The sequence below is a fragment of the Pseudomonas sp. THAF187a genome (genome assembly GCF_009363395.1).
In the GTDB taxonomy this organism is placed as follows: domain Bacteria; phylum Pseudomonadota; class Gammaproteobacteria; order Pseudomonadales; family Pseudomonadaceae; genus Aquipseudomonas; species Aquipseudomonas khazarica.
Map to the genome: position 1 here is coordinate 2,066,088 of NZ_CP045349.1, position 16,490 is coordinate 2,082,577.

Here is a 16,490-nt window from a genome sequence, read left to right on the forward strand (position 1 = left end):
CACTTCTTGCCCCCAGGTTTGCCAGATCATGACGCTGTCCGATCCGCACCAGCTTGCCACCGTGCTCGAAGGCCTGCTCCTGGCGGCGGGCAAGCCCATGTCCCTGGAGCGCCTGTTCGAGCTGTTCGAGGAGCACGAGCGTCCGGACAGCGGCGTCTTTCGCGAGGCCCTGGGCATCCTGGCGCGCAGCTGCGAGGGGCGTGCATTCGAACTGAAGGAAGTCGCTTCGGGCTACCGCCTGCAAGTGCGTGAGCGCTTCGCCCCCTGGGTCGGACGGCTGTGGGAGGAGCGGCCGCAGCGCTACTCGCGCGCGCTGCTGGAAACCCTGGCGCTGATCGCCTATCGGCAGCCGATCACCCGTGGCGAGATCGAGGATGTACGCGGCGTGGCGGTCAACAGCAACATCACCAAGACCCTGCTCGAGCGCGAGTGGATTCGCGTGGTGGGCTATCGCGACGTCCCGGGGCGGCCGGCCATGTTCGCCACCACCAAGGGCTTTCTCGATCACTTCAACCTCAGGAGCCTCGACGAACTGCCGCCGCTGGCCGCGCTGCGGGAGCTGGAGCCTGAGCCGCAACTGGCGCTGGATGACGAGGCGGAAGTGCCGGAAGGGCTGCAGGCGCGCGCCGATCTGGCGCTGCAGGAGGAGGGCGAGGCCGCCGAGCCGCGGGAGGAAACCAGTTTCCGCAGCCTGCTGGCCGAACTCGACACCATGGAGCTGGGGCTCAAGACCGATTTCGACGACTTGCCCGAGCCGGAGTCCGAGCCCGAACCCGAGGCGCTGGAAGCGGCCGAGCCCGAGCCACGGCCAGCGGCGGACGACTGAGGTCCGCCGCCCGCTGTATCAACCGGCGAAGGCGTTGATGAACCAGGTGATCGCCGGCAGCGCGACGATATCGATCAGCACGGCGCCGCACAGCGGCACGATGATGAACGCCTTGTAGGAAAACACCTTGTAGTGCTCGCAGACCGCGCCCATGTTCGCCACCGCGTTGGGCGTTGCGCCCAGGCCGTGGCCCATGAAGCCGGCGCAGAGCACGGCGGCGTCGTAGTCGCGGCCGAGCAGGCGGAACAGCACGAACACGGTCAGCAGCAGCATGATCACCACCTGGATCAGCAGCACGCCCAGCAGCGGCAGGCCGAGTTGTTCCAGCTCCCAGAATTTCAGGCTCATCATCGCCATGGTCAGGAACAACCCGAGGCTGACGTCTCCCAGGGTGCTGATGGCGCTGTCGGGCAGTTCCAGCAGGCGCATGCGGTCATTCAGGTTGCGCACGATGATGGCCACGAACATGGCGCCGACGTAGCTCGGCAGGACCACGCCCAGGTGCGCATCGAGCGCGCCACCGAGCCAGAAACCCAGCACCATGATCACCAGGATGCAGGTCAGCAGGCGCAGCAGGGTGGCGCTGTCGAGCGTGCCCACGCTGCCCTGGCTGGCGCGTTCGAGCTGGCTCAGCTCGGCGCTGTTGTGGCTGTCCAGGCGCAGCTGGTGGCGGCTGATCAGCCAGCGTGCCACCGGTGTGCCGAGCAGGCCGCCAGCGACCATGCCGAAGGTGGCCGCAGCCAGCGCCGCGGTGGCCGCGCCCTGGGCGCCGAGCCCTTCGGCCACCGGGCCGAATGCCGCCGCCGCACCGAAGCCGCCTTCGAGCGACACCGCGCCGGCCATCAGGCCCAGCAGCGGGTCGAGGTTGAACAGCCCGGCGGCGCCGACGCCGACCAGGTTCTGCAGGATGGCCAGCGCCCAGCAGGCGCCGAGGTAGATGAACAGCGTCTTGCCGCCGTGGCGCAGCAGGCCGAGGCTGCCGCCGAGGCCGACGGTGGTGAAGAAGGCCACCATCAGCGGGCCTTGCAGGGCGGTGTCGAGGGTCAGCTCGAGCACGCCGAGCTTGCGCAGCAGCCAGATCAGCAGGGCGAAGCCGAAACCGGCGACCACCGGTGCCGGTACGCAGAGGAAGGTCAGCACGCGGCTGTGGCGCTTGAGCAGCACGCCGCCGCCGAGCAGCAGCAAGGCGAGCGCCGTGGTGGTCAGGGCGTCGAGGTTCAGAGTCATCATTGTCATTGTTCTCTAGGGGTGGGCGGTGGCAGGGGTCACTCGAGCAGGCAGGCGGCCAGGCGTGCGGCGCAGCGAGCGGTATGGGCGTCGATGTCCAGACGCGGGTTGAGTTCGGCGATGTCGGCCAGGCGCAGCTTGCCGCTGGCCTTGACCAGGCGCAGCAGGCGCTCCACCAGCGCCAGTTCCACGCCATGCGCGGACGGGGCGCTGACGCCGGGCGCCTGGGCGGCGGGCAGCACGTCCAGGCACAGGGTCAGGTAGAGCTGGTCGATCTCGCCGAGAAAACGCTCCAGGGTCTGCTCGATCTGCGCCTGGTTGCCGGCATGCATCTGGTGGTCGAGCAGGTAGCGCACCTCGAGGCGCTCGGCCTCGGCGAACAGCGCGGCGGTGTTGTTGGGCCGGCTGACACCCAGGCAGCAGTAGTGGAAAGGCTGGCCCTGGCGCGCGCAGCGCTCGGCGATCTGGCGAAACGGCGTGCCCGAGGAGGCCCGCTCGGCGTGGCGCAGGTCGAAATGGGCATCGAAGTTGAGGATGCCGATGCGTGCCTCGGGGGCGTGCTCGGCCAGGTGATCGGCCAGGCCGCTGTAGCTGGCGAAGGCGATCTCATGGCCGCCGCCGAGGCCCAGCGGCAGGTGGCCGGCGTCGAGCAGGTGGCGGATATCGGCGGCAAAGCGCTGCTGGGCCTGCTCCAGGTCGGCATCCTCGCAGCGCACGTCACCGGCATCGTAGAGGGCATGGGGCGCGTGCCAGGCGAGATTGGCCAGGGCCCGGCGCAGGGCCAGCGGGCCTTCGCAGGCACCGGGGCGACCCTGGTTGCGCTGCACGCCCTCGTCGCAGGCGAAGCCCAGCAGGGCCACGCCTGGGGGCTGCGGCGCGTGGTCCAGTGGCTGTACCCACTGGTGCCAGCGCCGGGCGCCGCTGCCTTCGCCGGCGTCGATGCGGCCTTGCCAGGGGGTCATGTCCAGGTGTGCGTGCATGGGGTTCGTTCTCTCTCGTCTCAGTCCAGGCGCGCGCTGACTCGCGCGGCGCTCTCCAGGGTCCAGCGTTGCAGCTGCTCTGCGCGCGCCTGCACGCGGCTGGCCGGGCCCATCAGGCTCAGCGCGCCGTGCAGGCGGCCACGGCTGTCGAGCAGGGCGGCGCTCACGCCCCACACGCCCTCGTCGATTTCGCCCAGGCTGGTGCTGTAGCCGCAGGCGCGAATCTGCTCCAGCTCTTCGCGCAGCGCTGCGTGTTGATTGGCGTCCAGCCCCTGCTGGGTCAGCAGCGCCTCGAGCTCGGTAGGCTCCAGGTGAGCCAGCAGGGTCTTGGCCGAGGCGCCGTGCAGCAGCGGCTGGGCCAGGCCTTTCTGGTAGCAGCAGCGCAGCGGCTGCGGGCTGTCGATCAGCTCCACGCAGATCACCTGGCCGTTGCTCGGCAGCATCAGCCCGACGCTTTCCTTGCTCAGCTCGGCCAGGCGCCGCAGCTCGGGCTTGGCCAGGCTGACCAGGGTCGAGTCGCGGTCGAAGCGCTTGGCCAGCAGCAGGCAGGCCGGTCCCGGCAGGTAGCGGCCGTGGCCCTGGTCTTCGGCCAGACCCCAGCGCAGCAGGGTGTTGAGGTGCCGGTAGGTGCTGCTCAGCGGCTGGCCCAGGCTGGCCGACAGTTCCTTGGCCGACAGCGCCTGTGGCGAGCGGCCCAGGGTGACGAGAATCTGCAGCAGGCGGTCGGTGGGGTTCGAATAGTTCATGCTCGGCATCCTTGATGATTTTTTTCGTCTAGTGAAATCAGCTTCCCGCTGGGTGGGAATTTTTAGCGATTTTCCCCGCTTGCGCCTGGCCTGCTAGGCTTCAGGAGCCCACAGGCGTATGATTCGCGCCCGTTTCTACCCTTGTCACACCGGGAGGTGCCCAGATGAACGAACACGAACAACCACGCCCTGCAGGCGAGAAACTGCAGAAAGTCCTGGCCCGCATGGGGCTGGCCTCGCGTCGTGAGATCGAGACCTGGATCGGCGAAGGCCGCGTCAAGGTCAATGGCGTTGCCGCGACCCTCGGCCAGCGCGTCGACAGTCACGACGCCATCGCGCTCGATGGGCGCCTGCTCAAGCGCGAAGAGATCGCCGGCTCGGTACGCCGCGTGCTGATCTACAACAAGCCCGATGGCGAGATCTGCACCCGCGATGATCCGGAAGGCCGTCCGACCGTTTTCGACCGCTTGCCGCGACCGAAGGAAGGCCGCTGGATCAACATCGGTCGCCTCGACATCAACACCACCGGCCTGCTGCTGTTCACCACCGACGGTGAGCTGGCCAACCGCCTGATGCACCCGTCCTACCAGATGGACCGCGAATACGCGGTGCGGGTACGCGGCGAGGTGACCGAGGAAATGCTCGAGAACCTGAAGAAGGGCGTCATGCTCGAGGACGGTCCGGCCAAGTTCACCGACATCAAGGAAGCGCCTGGCGGTGAAGGTTTCAACCACTGGTACCACTGCGTGGTGATGGAAGGCCGCAACCGCGAGGTGCGCCGTCTGTGGGAGTCCCAGGGGCTGGTGGTCAGCCGTCTGAAGCGCGTGCGCTTCGGCCCGGTGTTCCTGACCTCCAACCTGACCATGGGGCGCTGGCGCGAGATGGATCAGCGCGAGGTCGACATCCTCAGCGCCGAAGTCGGGCTCACCCCGCAGGCGTTGCCGGCGATGAAGGAAAAGACCCGCGAGAAGCTCGACCGCCTGCAGCGCAAGTCGGCCAAGCCGGTGGACGTGCGCGGCAAGCGCGTGCTGCGTCCGGCCAAGGACGAAGCCGCTGGCGAGGCCCGTCCGGGGCGTGCGCCGCGCAAGGGTGCCGATGAACGCCGTGAGGGCGGGCGTGGTACGCCGGTCGCCGAGCGTCCAGGCGATACCAAGAAGCGCCAGCCGCGCCCGGCGGTCGAACTCGCCGATCGCCCCGCCCGCAAGCCGCGCCCGGCAGGGCCGGACAAGCGCTCGCCCACTGGCGATGGTCAGCGCCCAGGCTTCGGCCGCAAGCGCTGAGTGATGAAAAAAGGGACTCCATGGAGTCCCTTTTTCATTGCCGGCGTGGCGCGCGTTCAGCCTGCCATCGACAGGCGATTGCGTCCTTCGCGCTTGGCCACGTAGAGGGCGTTGTCGGCGCGGCGCAGCAGGCTGTCACTCGACTCGCCGGGCAGCAGGCAGGCGCAGCCAAGGCTGATCGACACGTCGATGGGGCGACCGGCGTCCAGGCATTGCAGCTCCATCACCGCGAAGCGCAGGCGTTCGCCGACCAGGGCCGCGCCTTCGCGACTGGTGCCCGAGAGCACGACCAGGAATTCCTCGCCGCCGAAGCGGAACACCATGTCGATGTTGCGCAGCTGGTTCTTCAGGGTCTGGGCCACGGCCTTGAGCACTTCGTCGCCCAGTGCGTGGCCATGGTTGTCGTTGATCGACTTGAAGTGGTCGATGTCCAGCATCAGCAGGGACAGCGGCTGCAGGTTGCGGCGGGCCAGATCCACCTCGCGCTGCAGCACCTGGTCCATGGCGATGCGGTTGCCGGTGTCGGTCAGCGGGTCGCGCAGCGCGCTCTGCAGGGCGGTACGGTAGAGCAGGGCATTGCGCAGCGGGAACAGCAGGCACGCCAGCAGCGCCTCCAGCTGCATCAGCTCCTCTTCGGAGAAGCGCTGCTTGCGCCTGAAGATCAGTTCGCCCAGGTATTCCCCCTCATGGCTCAGGCGATAGCCGGCCGAGTGCGGTGCGCGTTCCCCCAGTTCCAGGCGCAGGTCCTGTGACGGGTGCTGGAAGGCCAGGGCGTCGAGTGGCACCAGGCGCTGCACTTCGCGGAAGAACAGGTTGAGGATGCGCTCCGCATCCAGGCTGGTCTGCAGTTGCAGGCTCAGCTGATGGTACAGCTCCACAAGGCTGGCGGGCTTGAGCGGCAGGTTGCGATTGCCGGTGAAGCCGAGACGCTGCAGCTTGGCCGCGTCGAAATCGATGGTGTTGGAACGGCTGGGGGGGACCATGGAGCAGAACCTCTGGCGCGATGGTGCGACGAGAGGGTTAGAGCGAATATCATGCCAAGTGGTTCAAGTGAGCTGAAACTCCTGTGAAGTCAGTCACTTAGCTGGTTGAAAAAATGTCACGTGGCAAGCGTTTGCCGGTTGTCTGACGCCGATGCTGGCAATGTGCTGCCGCCAGGGCAGGGTGGTGGCAGATTTCTGTCATGTGGCGGGCCGCAGGTGCCTGCGGCCCGCAGTGGGCGGGTCACTGGGCGTCGAAGGCCTGACCGTTGACCCCTTGGCTGTCCGGCCCCATCAGGTAGAGGTACAGCGGCATGATGTCTTCGGGCAGCGGGCGGGTGGCCGGGTTTTCCCCCGGATAGGCCTGGGCACGCATGGCGGTGCGGGTGGCGCCGGGGTTGATGCTGTTGGCGCGCACGTTGCTGATGCCGTCCAGTTCGTCGGCCATCACCTGCATCAGCCCTTCGGTGGCGAACTTGGAGACCGCGTAGGCGCCCCAGTAGGCGCGCCCCTTGCGGCCGACGCTGCTGGAGGTGAAGGCGACGGAGGCGTCCTGCGACAGCTTGAGCAGAGGCAGCAGGGTGCTGCTGAGCATGAACATGGCGTTGACGTTGATGTGCATCACGCGCATGAAGTTGTCGCCGGAGAGTTGTTCCAGCGGCGTGCGCGGGCCGAGGACCGAGGCGTTGTGCAGCAGGCCGTCGAGGCGCCCGAACTCGTTCTCGATCATCACCGCCAGCTCGTCGTACTGGTGCGGCAGGGCGGTTTCCAGGTTGAAGGGGATCACCACCGGCTGCGGGTGATCGGCCGCCTCGATCTCGTCATAGACCTGGCTCAGGTTGGCTTCGGTCTTGCCCAGCAGCAGCACGGTCGCGCCGTGGGCCGCGAAGCTCTTGGCGGCGGCGGCACCGATACCCCGGCCGGCGCCAGTGATCAGGATGACGCGATCCTTGAGCAGGTCTGGGCGGGCGCTGTAATCGAACATGAACAATCTCCTTCGGCGAGCTGCAAGCCTCGGGCTGCAGGTCTCAAGATAAAGCGAAAGACGGGGGCAGGCAGCATGCCTGGTGTAGCGCGTGCGGCGGCTGCGTCAGCAGCCGCACAGGGCGCGGTCGAGCACCGCGCGCAGTTCCTGCGGGTGGTCGACCACGACGTCGGCCCCCCAGTTGCGCGGGTTGTCTTCGGGGTGGATATAGCCGTAGGTCACGGCGGCGGTACGGCAGCCAGCGGCGCGACCCGATTCGATGTCGCGGGCGTCATCACCGATGAACAGCACTTCCTCGGGCTTGACGTTCATCTGCTGGCAGGCGAGCAGCAGCATGTCCGGGGCCGGCTTGCTCTGCTTGACGTGATCCGGGCAGACCAGCACCGCCGAGCGCTCGGCGAGATTCAGGCGTTGCATGATCGGCTCGGCGTAGCGCACCGGCTTGTTGGTGGCGACGCCCCACTGCAGGCGGGCCAGCTCGATGTCGCCGAGCAGTGCCTCGATGCCGTCGAACGGGCGCGTCAGGACCGCGCAGTGTTCCTGGTAGCGCTCGAGAAACTCCTGGCGCAGGGTCTCGAAGGCCGCGGAATCCGGGTCCTCGTCGAAGGCGCAGGCGACCATGGCGCGAGCACCGCCGGAAACCTGGTCACGAATGGCCTTGTCCGCCAGTGGCGGCAGGCCACGAGCGGCGCGCATGGCCTGGGTGATGGCGATGAAGTCCGGCGCCGAATCGAGGAGGGTGCCGTCCATGTCGAACAGAACTGCGCGCAAACGCATCAGTCTTTCCTCAGCGTCTGGATCATGTAGTTGACGTCGACATCCGCTTCCAGCTTGTAGTGCTTGGTCAGCGGGTTGTAGGTCAGGCCGATGATGTCCTTGACCTCGAGGCCCGCCGCGCGGCTCCAGGCGCCGAGCTCGGAGGGGCGGATGAACTTCTTGAAGTCGTGGGTGCCGCGTGGCAGCAGGCGCAGGATGTACTCGGCGCCGATGACGGCGAACAGGTAGGCCTTGGGGTTGCGGTTGATGGTGGAGAAGAACACCTGGCCGCCCGGCTTGACCAGCTTGTGGCAGGCACGAATCACGGAGGAGGGGTCCGGTACGTGCTCGAGCATCTCCAGGCAGGTGACCACGTCGAACTGGCCGGGCATTTCCTCGGCCATGGCTTCGGCGGTGGTCTGCCGGTATTCGACCTCGACGCCGGACTCCAGCTGGTGCAGCTGGGCGACGGAGAGCGGGGCTTCGCCCATGTCGATGCCGGTGACCGTCGCGCCGCGCTGGGCCATGGCCTCGCTGAGGATGCCGCCGCCGCAACCGACGTCCAGTACGCGCTTGCCGGCCAGGCTGACGCGTTCATCGATCCAGTTGACCCGCAGCGGGTTGATGTCGTGCAGGGGTTTGAACTCGCTCTCGCGGTCCCACCAGCGGTGTGCCAGGGCCTCGAATTTGGCGATTTCGGCGCGGTCGACGTTGCTCATAAGCATCTCTTTCAAAGCATGGAAAGCGTATCGCCGTCATGTTGCCAGTTTAAGTCCTGGCGTGGGGCGGCGCGGGTTCGTTCAATGTATGTCAGTTTGTCGCAGGTTCGGGCGAGCCTCTGCCGATTTTCCTGCCCCAGTCCCTGGCCCTGGCGATCAGTTCGCGCTCGTCCATGCGGGTCAGACGGCCCTCGTCCAGCAATTGCTTGCCGCCCACCCAGAGGTGTTTTACGCAGTCGCGAGCGCTGGCGTAGACAAGCTGCGATACCGGATCGTAGACCGGTTGCTGGGCCAGGCCGGAGAGGTCGAAGGCGACGAGGTCGGCCAGCTTGCCGGTTTCCAGCGAGCCGACCTGAGCATCCAGGCCGAGGGCGCGGGCGCCGTTGAGCGTGGCCATGCGCAGTGCGCTGTGGGCGTTCAGGGCCGTGGCCGAGCCCGATACGGCCTTGGCCAGCAGGGCGGCGGTGCGCGTTTCGCCGAGCAGGTCCAGGTCGTTGTTGCTGGCGGCGCCGTCGGTGCCGATGGCGACGTTGACGCCGGCCTGCCACAGGCGCTCGACCGGGCAGAAGCCGCTGGCCAGCTTGAGGTTGGACTCCGGGCAATGGACGATGCTGCAGTTGTGCTCGACCAGCAGGGCCAGGTCGTCGTCGTCGATCTGGGTCATGTGCACGGCCTGGAAGCGCGGGCCGAGCAGGCCCAGGCGGGCCAGGCGGGCCAGGGGGCGCTCGCCGTGCTTGGCGACGGCCTCGGCCACTTCCTGCGCGGTTTCATGCACGTGCATGTGAATGCCGGCATCCAGCTCGTCGGCCAGCATGCGCACCTGTTCGAGCTTGTCGTCGCTGACCGTGTAGGGTGCGTGCGGGCCGAAGGCGATGCGGATGCGCGGGTGCTGCTTGAGGTCGTCGAACAGTTGCAGGCCCTTGCGCAGCGCCTCGGCGGCGTTGAGCGCGCCGGGGACGGGGAAGTCCAGCACGGGGACGGTGATCTGCGCACGTACGCCTGCCTTGTGCACGCACTCGACGGCCGTCTGCGGGTAGAAGTACATGTCGGAGAAGCAGCTGATGCCGCCCTTGATCTGTTCGGCGATGGCCAGGTCGGTGCCGTCGCGGACGAAGGCCTCATCGACCCATTTGCCCTCGGTCGGCCAGATGTGCTCGTGCAGCCAGGTCATCAGCGGCAGGTCGTCGGCGATGCCGCGCAGCAGGGTCATCGCCGCATGGCCGTGGGCGTTGATCAGGCCGGGGGCGAGCAGGCAGTCCGGCAGTTCGCGCACCTCGCTGGCGGGATGGCGCAGGGCCTCGGCGCGCGGGGCGATCAGCACGATGTGCCCGTCGCGAATGCCCAGGCCGTGCTCGCGCAGCACCACGCCAGCCGGCTCCACGGGCACCAGCCAGGTCGGCAGGAGCAGAAGGTCGAGAGGGGCTTGGGGCATGGGAGCGTGTCCGTCTGGCTTGAAGGCTGCATGGAAGGCCGCCAGTGTATAGATGAACGCGCGTTGCTTGAAGTCGCCGGGGCTGCTGGATTGTTCGGTTGGCGCCTGCTTCTCTGCGTATAATCCGCGATTTTTTGATGGTTAAGGGTGGGGTGCGCGATGCGCGAGCAATTGCTGGCGGTGGAGAAGGTCCAGGCGATCGAGTGGCGCGATGGTGCGCTTTATCTGCTCGACCAGCGCCTGTTGCCGCATCGGCAGACCTGGCTGCGCTACGACTCCGCGGCAGCGGTGGCGGATGCGATTCGCGACATGGTGGTGCGCGGTGCGCCGGCGATCGGTATCGCGGCGGCCTATGGCCTGGTGCTGGCGGCGCGCTCCAGGCTGCAGGCAGGCGGTGACTGGCGCGCTGCGCTGGAGGCCGACTTCGCTCGTCTGGAGCAGGCGCGTCCTACTGCTGTGAACCTGTCCTGGGCCCTGCAGCGCATGCGCGAGCGCCTGGCGCGGCTCAAGGATGACGAGCAGGCGCTGCAGCAGCTGGAGGCCGAGGCGGTCGGCATTCACGCCAGTGATCGTGAGGCCAACCTGACCATGGCGCAGCTCGGCATGGAGCTGATTCGCAAGCACCAGGGCAATCCGCAGGTGCTGCTGACCCATTGCAATGCCGGGGCGCTGGCCACCGGCGGTTTTGGCACCGCGCTCGGGGTGATCCGCGCTGCGCACCTGGAGGGGCTGGTCGAGCATGTCTATGTCGACGAGACCCGTCCCTGGCTGCAGGGCGCGCGCCTGACCGCCTGGGAGCTGGCTGGCGACGGCGTGCCGGTCAGTCTCAACGCCGATGCGGCGGCCGCGCACCTGATGAAGACCAAGGGCATCACCTGGGTGATAGTCGGCGCCGATCGCATCACTGCCAATGGCGACGTGGCCAACAAGATCGGGACCTATCAGCTAGCGGTCAACGCCATGCACCATGGCGTGCGGCTGATGGTGGTGGCACCCAGTTCGACCATCGACATGAACCTGGAAAGCGGCGAGGACATCCTGCTCGAGGAGCGCGATGGGCGTGAGCTGCTGGATGTTGCCGGGCACCGGATGGCGGCGGATGTGCATGCGGTCAATCCGGTGTTCGACGTGACGCCAGCTGACCTGGTCGACTACATCGTGACCGAAAAGGGCGTGGTCGAGCGTCCGGACAGCGCGAAGATGGCGCAACTGATGTGCCGCAAGCGCCTGCACTGAGTGCGCCGCGCGCTCCCTGTCGCGGGGTAGGTGTGCGGCACGCTTTGTGGTAATCTCCGGCAGTTTTCAGGGGGGCTGGTCACAGCCGCCTTCACTGCATCGAATCGTGACATAACTCGTTGATTTGTCGTGAGTCGCTGATGGCTCGAAGCTATCGCGACGTGCTCCATGGCGTTCAGGAAGAATGACGCGGAGTTTCACCAGAAAAAGGAACCAGGCTTCTCATGGGCGAACTGGCCAAAGAAATCCTCCCGGTCAATATCGAAGACGAGCTGAAACAGTCCTACCTCGACTACGCGATGAGCGTGATCGTCGGGCGTGCGCTGCCGGATGCGCGCGATGGCTTGAAGCCCGTCCACCGTCGTGTGCTGTACGCCATGAGCGAACTGGGCAACGACTGGAACAAGCCCTACAAGAAATCCGCCCGTGTGGTCGGTGACGTGATCGGTAAATACCACCCGCACGGCGACACCGCGGTGTACGACACCATCGTGCGGATGGCGCAGGACTTCTCCCTGCGTTACCTGCTGGTCGACGGTCAGGGCAACTTCGGTTCGGTGGACGGCGACAACGCCGCCGCCATGCGTTACACCGAAGTGCGCATGACCAAGCTGGCCCACGAGCTGCTGGCCGACCTGGACAAGGAAACCGTGGACTGGGTGCCGAACTACGACGGCACCGAGCAGATTCCGGCGGTGATGCCGACCAAGGTGCCGAACCTGCTGGTCAACGGCTCGTCGGGTATCGCCGTGGGCATGGCCACCAACATCCCGCCGCACAACCTCACCGAGGTGATCGATGGCTGCCTGGCGCTGATCGACAACGCCGAGCTGAGCGTCGATGACCTGATGCAGTACATCCCGGGCCCTGACTTCCCCACTGCCGGCATCATCAACGGCCGTGCCGGGATCATCGAGGCCTACCGTACCGGTCGCGGGCGCATCTACATCCGTGCCCGCGTCGAGGTCGAGGACATCGACAAGTCCGGCAACCGCCAGCAGCTGGTGGTCACCGAACTGCCGTACCAGCTGAACAAGGCGCGTCTGATCGAGAAGATCGCCGAGCTGGTCAAAGAGAAGAAGATCGAAGGCATCACCGAGCTGCGTGACGAGTCCGACAAGGACGGCATGCGCGTGGTGATCGAGCTGCGTCGTGGCGAAGTGCCGGACGTGGTGCTGAACAACCTCTACGCCCAGACCCAGATGCAGAGCGTGTTCGGCATCAACGTGGTGGCGCTGGTCGATGGTCAGCCGAAGACCCTGAACCTCAAGGAAATGCTCGAGGTGTTCGTCCGTCACCGCCGTGAAGTGGTGACCCGTCGCACCGTCTACGAGCTGCGCAAGGCTCGCGAGCGTGGCCACATCCTCGAAGGCCAGGCCGTGGCGCTGTCCAACATCGACCCGGTGATCGAGCTGATCAAGGCCTCGCCGACGCCGGCCGAGGCCAAGGAACGCCTGCTTGCCACGGCCTGGGAATCCAGTGCGGTGGAAGCCATGGTCGAGCGCGCCGGCGCCGACTCCTGCCGCCCGGAAGGGCTGGACGAGCAATACGGTCTGCGTGACGGCAAGTACTACCTGTCGCCGGAACAGGCGCAAGCCATTCTGGAGCTGCGTCTGCACCGCCTGACCGGCCTGGAGCACGAGAAGCTGCTGGCCGAGTACCAGGAAATCCTCGCCCTGATCGGTGAGCTGATCCGTATCCTGACCAGCCCCGAGCGCCTGATGGAAGTCATCCGCGAGGAGCTGGAGAAGGTCAAGGCCGAGTTCGGTGACGCCCGTCGTACCGAGATCATCGCCTCGCGTCAGGACCTGACCATCGCCGACCTGATCACCGAGGAAGAGCGCGTCGTCACCATCTCCCACGGCGGTTATGCCAAGAGCCAGCCGCTGGCGGCCTACGAGGCCCAGCGCCGTGGCGGCAAGGGCAAGTCGGCCACCGGGGTGAAGGACGAGGACTACGTCGAGCACCTGCTGGTCGCCAACAGCCATGCCACCCTGCTGCTGTTCTCCAGCAAGGGCAAGGTGTACTGGCTGCGCACGTTCGAGATCCCCGAGGCGTCGCGCACCGCGCGCGGCCGCCCGCTGGTCAACCTGCTGCCGCTGGACGAGGGTGAGCGCATCACCGCCATGCTGCAGATCGACCTCGAGGCCCTGCAGCAGAGCGCCGGTGCCGACGAGGACCTGGACGAAGAAGGCGTGGTGATCGAAGGCGAAGCCGTCGAAGTCGCCGAGGTCGAGGAAGTCGAGGAAGTCGAGGGCGAAACCCCCGAGCTGGTCGCCGAGCCGACAGGCGCCTACATCTTCATGGCCACCGCCTTCGGTACCGTGAAGAAGACGCCGCTGGTGCAGTTCAGCCGTCCGCGCAGCGCCGGCCTGATCGCACTGCGCCTGGAAGAGGGTGACACCCTGATCGCCGCCGCGATCACCGATGGCGCCAAGGAAGTCATGCTGTTCTCCGACGCTGGCAAGGTGCTGCGTTTCGCCGAAAGCAAGGTACGCACCATGGGTCGTACTGCGCGCGGTGTGCGTGGCATGCGCCTGGGCAAGGATCAGGAACTGATCTCCATGCTCATCCCCGAGTCGGGTGCGCAGATCCTCACGGCATCCGAGCGCGGCTTCGGCAAGCGCACCGGCCTGGGCAAGTTCCCGCGTCGCGGTCGTGGTGGCCAGGGCGTCATCGGCATGGTGACCAGCGAGCGCAACGGCAAGCTGGTCGGTGCCATCCAGGTGCAGGACGGCGAGGAAATCATGTTGATCTCCGACCAGGGCACGCTGGTGCGTACCCGCGTCGACGAAGTCTCCAGCTCGGGTCGTAACACCCAGGGCGTGACGCTGATCAAGCTGGCCAAGGATGAAACCCTGGTCGGTCTGGAGCGTGTGCAGGAGCCGACGCCGGTCGAGGACGACGAACTGCTCGAAGGTGAGGAGGGCGTCGAGGTCGCCGAAGAAGGCGCCGAGGCACCGCTCACCGACGCCGAGGAAGGCAGCGAGGAATAGATACGCGCCTCGTGGGAGGGGCTTCAGCCGCGACTGTCGCCGCTGAAGCCCCTCCCACAGATCGCAGGTTCAGGTCATAGGATGGGGTGAACCCATCGAAATGAATTGAGAGAAGAGAAGTGAGCAAGCGAGCTTTTAACTTCTGCGCGGGCCCGGCCGCGCTGCCGACCGCTGTACTGCAACGTGCCCAGGCCGAAATGCTCGACTGGCAGGGCAAGGGCCTGTCGGTCATGGAGATGAGTCACCGTAGCGACGAGTACGTGGCCATCGCCAGTCAGGCCGAACAGGACCTGCGCGATCTGCTCGCTGTGCCCAGTGATTACAAGGTGCTGTTCCTGCAGGGCGGTGCCAGCCAGCAGTTCGCCGAGATCCCGCTGAACCTGCTGCCGGAAGACGGCGTGGCGGATTACGTCGAGACCGGTATCTGGTCGAAGAAGGCCATCGAAGAGGCGCGTCGCTATGGTGCCATCAATGTCGCCGCCAGCGCCAAGGCGCACGACTATTTCGCCATTCCCGGGCAGAACGACTGGCAGCTGTCGAAAGATGCCGCCTACGTGCATTACTGCAGCAACGAAACCATCGGCGGCCTGCAGTTCGACTGGATTCCGCAGGTGGGTGACACGCCCCTGGTGGCGGACATGTCCTCGGACATCCTCTCGCGTCCGCTGGACGTCTCGCAGTTCGGTCTGATCTACGCCGGTGCGCAGAAGAACATCGGCCCCAGCGGCCTGGTGGTGGTGATCGTCCGCGAAGACCTGCTCGGCCGCGCGCGTTCGAGCTGCCCGACCATGCTCGACTACAAGGTCTCGGCGGACAACGGCTCGATGTACAACACCCCGGCGACCTATTCCTGGTACCTCTCCGGCCTGGTGTTCCAGTGGCTGAAGGAGCAGGGCGGTGTCGAGGCCATGGAGCGCATCAACCGCGCCAAGAAAGACCTGCTGTACAAGACCATCGACGACAGCGACTTCTACAGCAACCCGGTCGCGCACAATGCGCGCTCCTGGATGAACGTGCCGTTCCGTCTGGCCGACGAGAAGCTGGACAAGGTGTTCCTGGCCGGCGCCGACGAGCGTGGCCTGCTCAACCTCAAGGGGCACCGCTCGGTGGGGGGCATGCGTGCCTCCATCTACAACGCCGTCGGCCTGGATGCGGTCGAGGCGCTGGTGGCCTACATGGTCGAGTTCGAGAAGGAGCATGGCTGACATGTCCGAGCAGGAACTGCAAGCGCTGCGGGTTCGCATCGACAACCTCGACGAGCGCATCCTCGAGCTGATCAGCGACCGTGCGCGCTGCGCCGAAGAAGTCGCGCGGGTGAAGATGAAGGAACTGAAGGAGGGCGAGTCGCCCGTCTTCTACCGTCCCGAGCGTGAAGCCCAGGTGCTCAAGCGCGTGATGGAGCGCAACCAGGGGCCGTTGGGCAACGAGGAGATGGCGCGGCTGTTCCGCGAAATCATGTCCTCCTGCCTGGCCCTGGAGAACCCGCTGAAAGTCGCCTACCTCGGCCCGGAAGGCACCTTCAGCCAGGCGGCGGCGATGAAGCACTTCGGTCACGCGGTGGTCAGCGTGCCGATGGCCGCCATCGACGAGGTGTTCCGCGAGGTCGCCGCCGGCGCGGTGAACTTCGGCGTGGTGCCGGTGGAGAACTCCACCGAAGGGGCGATCAACCACACGCTGGACAGCTTTCTCGAACACGACATGGTCATCTGCGGTGAGGTGGAGCTGCGCATTCACCACCACCTGCTGGTGGGCGAGACCACCAAGACCGACAAGATCACCCGTATCTATTCCCATGCCCAGTCGCTGGCGCAGTGCCGCAAGTGGCTGGATGCGCATTACCCCAACGTCGAGCGCGTGGCGGTTTCCAGCAATGCCGATGCGGCCAAGCGCGTGAAGAGCGAGTGGAACAGCGCGGCCATCGCCGGTGACATGGCCGCCAACCTGTATGGCCTGACCAAGCTGGCCGAGAAGATCGAGGATCGCCCGGACAACTCCACGCGCTTCCTCATCATCGGCAGCCAGGAAGTGCCACCGACCGGCGACGACAAGACGTCGATCATCGTCTCCATGCGCAACAAGCCGGGTGCCTTGCACGAGCTGCTGGTGCCGTTCCACAACAACGGCATCGACCTGACCCGCATCGAGACCCGTCCGTCGCGCAGCGGCAAGTGGACCTATGTGTTCTTCATCGACTTCATCGGCCACCATCGCGATCCGCTGATCAAGGACGTGCTGGAAAAACTGGCTCAGGAGGCCGTGGCGCTGAAGGTGCTGGGTTCCTATCCGAAGGCGGTACTGTAAGCCAGGGTTCGTGTAGGAGCGGCTTC

14 protein-coding genes are annotated in these 16,490 nt (G+C 66.3%); 6 read left to right on the forward strand and 8 right to left on the reverse strand.

The features are described from left to right. Window positions 1–28: 28 nt before the first annotated feature. Window positions 29–826, forward strand: coding sequence for an SMC-Scp complex subunit ScpB (scpB, locus tag FIV02_RS09580; RefSeq protein ID WP_152488474.1), 798 nt, complete (start codon window positions 29–31; stop codon window positions 824–826). Window positions 827–844: 18 nt separating this feature from the next. Here scpB and gltS read toward each other — a convergent pair whose 3' ends face one another. From gltS to FIV02_RS09595, 3 genes are read right to left on the reverse strand one after another with little or no spacing between them, the layout of a single operon-like run. After that, window positions 845–2,056 carry a sodium/glutamate symporter gene (gene gltS, locus FIV02_RS09585; protein WP_152488475.1) on the reverse strand — a complete coding sequence of 404 codons (1,212 nt, stop codon included), beginning with the start codon at window positions 2,054–2,056 and terminating at the stop codon, window positions 845–847. A gap of 35 nt (window positions 2,057–2,091) precedes the next feature. Continuing rightward, complete coding sequence (gene hutG / locus FIV02_RS09590; RefSeq protein WP_152488476.1) at window positions 2,092–3,033, reverse strand: formimidoylglutamase; 942 nt, start codon at window positions 3,031–3,033, stop codon at window positions 2,092–2,094. A 20-nt stretch (window positions 3,034–3,053) separates the two neighbouring features. After that, window positions 3,054–3,779, reverse strand: a complete 726-nt coding sequence (locus tag FIV02_RS09595; RefSeq protein ID WP_152488477.1) for an IclR family transcriptional regulator — start codon at window positions 3,777–3,779, stop codon at window positions 3,054–3,056. A 164-nt stretch (window positions 3,780–3,943) separates the two neighbouring features. Here FIV02_RS09595 and rluB point away from each other — a divergent pair, with 164 nt between their 5' ends. Then, window positions 3,944–5,059, forward strand: a complete 1,116-nt coding sequence (rluB, locus tag FIV02_RS09600) for a 23S rRNA pseudouridine(2605) synthase RluB (protein WP_152488478.1) — start codon at window positions 3,944–3,946, stop codon at window positions 5,057–5,059. A gap of 56 nt (window positions 5,060–5,115) precedes the next feature. Here the strand turns inward: rluB and FIV02_RS09605 are convergent, their stop codons facing one another. The 5 genes from FIV02_RS09605 to FIV02_RS09625 form a co-directional block, all read right to left on the reverse strand. Beyond that, complete coding sequence (locus tag FIV02_RS09605; protein WP_152488479.1) at window positions 5,116–6,042, reverse strand: GGDEF domain-containing protein; 927 nt, start codon at window positions 6,040–6,042, stop codon at window positions 5,116–5,118. A gap of 241 nt (window positions 6,043–6,283) precedes the next feature. Then, window positions 6,284–7,024 (reverse strand): YciK family oxidoreductase, encoded by a 741-nt coding sequence (locus FIV02_RS09610; RefSeq protein ID WP_152488480.1) that lies wholly within the window; start codon window positions 7,022–7,024, stop codon window positions 6,284–6,286. Window positions 7,025–7,129: 105 nt separating this feature from the next. Further along, window positions 7,130–7,801, reverse strand: coding sequence for an N-acetylmuramic acid 6-phosphate phosphatase MupP (gene mupP, locus FIV02_RS09615; RefSeq protein WP_037054143.1), 672 nt, complete (start codon window positions 7,799–7,801; stop codon window positions 7,130–7,132). After that, window positions 7,801–8,499, reverse strand: coding sequence for a bifunctional 2-polyprenyl-6-hydroxyphenol methylase/3-demethylubiquinol 3-O-methyltransferase UbiG (ubiG, locus tag FIV02_RS09620; RefSeq protein WP_152488481.1), 699 nt, complete (start codon window positions 8,497–8,499; stop codon window positions 7,801–7,803). The genes mupP and ubiG overlap by 1 nt, the downstream gene beginning before the upstream one ends. 91 nt (window positions 8,500–8,590) lie before the next feature. Further along, a complete protein-coding gene (locus FIV02_RS09625) occupies window positions 8,591–9,931 on the reverse strand; it encodes a TRZ/ATZ family hydrolase (RefSeq protein WP_152488482.1) in 1,341 nt (446 codons plus the stop codon). Window positions 9,932–10,090: 159 nt separating this feature from the next. Between FIV02_RS09625 and mtnA the strand changes: the two genes are divergently transcribed. From mtnA to pheA, 4 genes are all read left to right on the forward strand, one after another. Continuing rightward, on the forward strand, window positions 10,091–11,167 hold the full coding sequence (gene mtnA, locus FIV02_RS09630) for an S-methyl-5-thioribose-1-phosphate isomerase (protein WP_152488483.1): 1,077 nt from the start codon (window positions 10,091–10,093) through the stop codon (window positions 11,165–11,167). Window positions 11,168–11,391: 224 nt separating this feature from the next. Next, window positions 11,392–14,163 (forward strand): DNA gyrase subunit A, encoded by a 2,772-nt coding sequence (gene gyrA / locus FIV02_RS09635; protein WP_152488484.1) that lies wholly within the window; start codon window positions 11,392–11,394, stop codon window positions 14,161–14,163. 119 nt (window positions 14,164–14,282) lie between these two features. After that, window positions 14,283–15,368: a 3-phosphoserine/phosphohydroxythreonine transaminase gene (serC, locus tag FIV02_RS09640; RefSeq protein ID WP_037054129.1), complete on the forward strand. Its 1,086-nt coding sequence runs from the start codon at window positions 14,283–14,285 to the stop codon at window positions 15,366–15,368. A 1-nt stretch (window position 15,369) separates the two neighbouring features. After that, complete coding sequence (gene pheA, locus FIV02_RS09645; RefSeq protein WP_037054127.1) at window positions 15,370–16,464, forward strand: prephenate dehydratase; 1,095 nt, start codon at window positions 15,370–15,372, stop codon at window positions 16,462–16,464. Window positions 16,465–16,490: the final 26 nt, after the last annotated feature.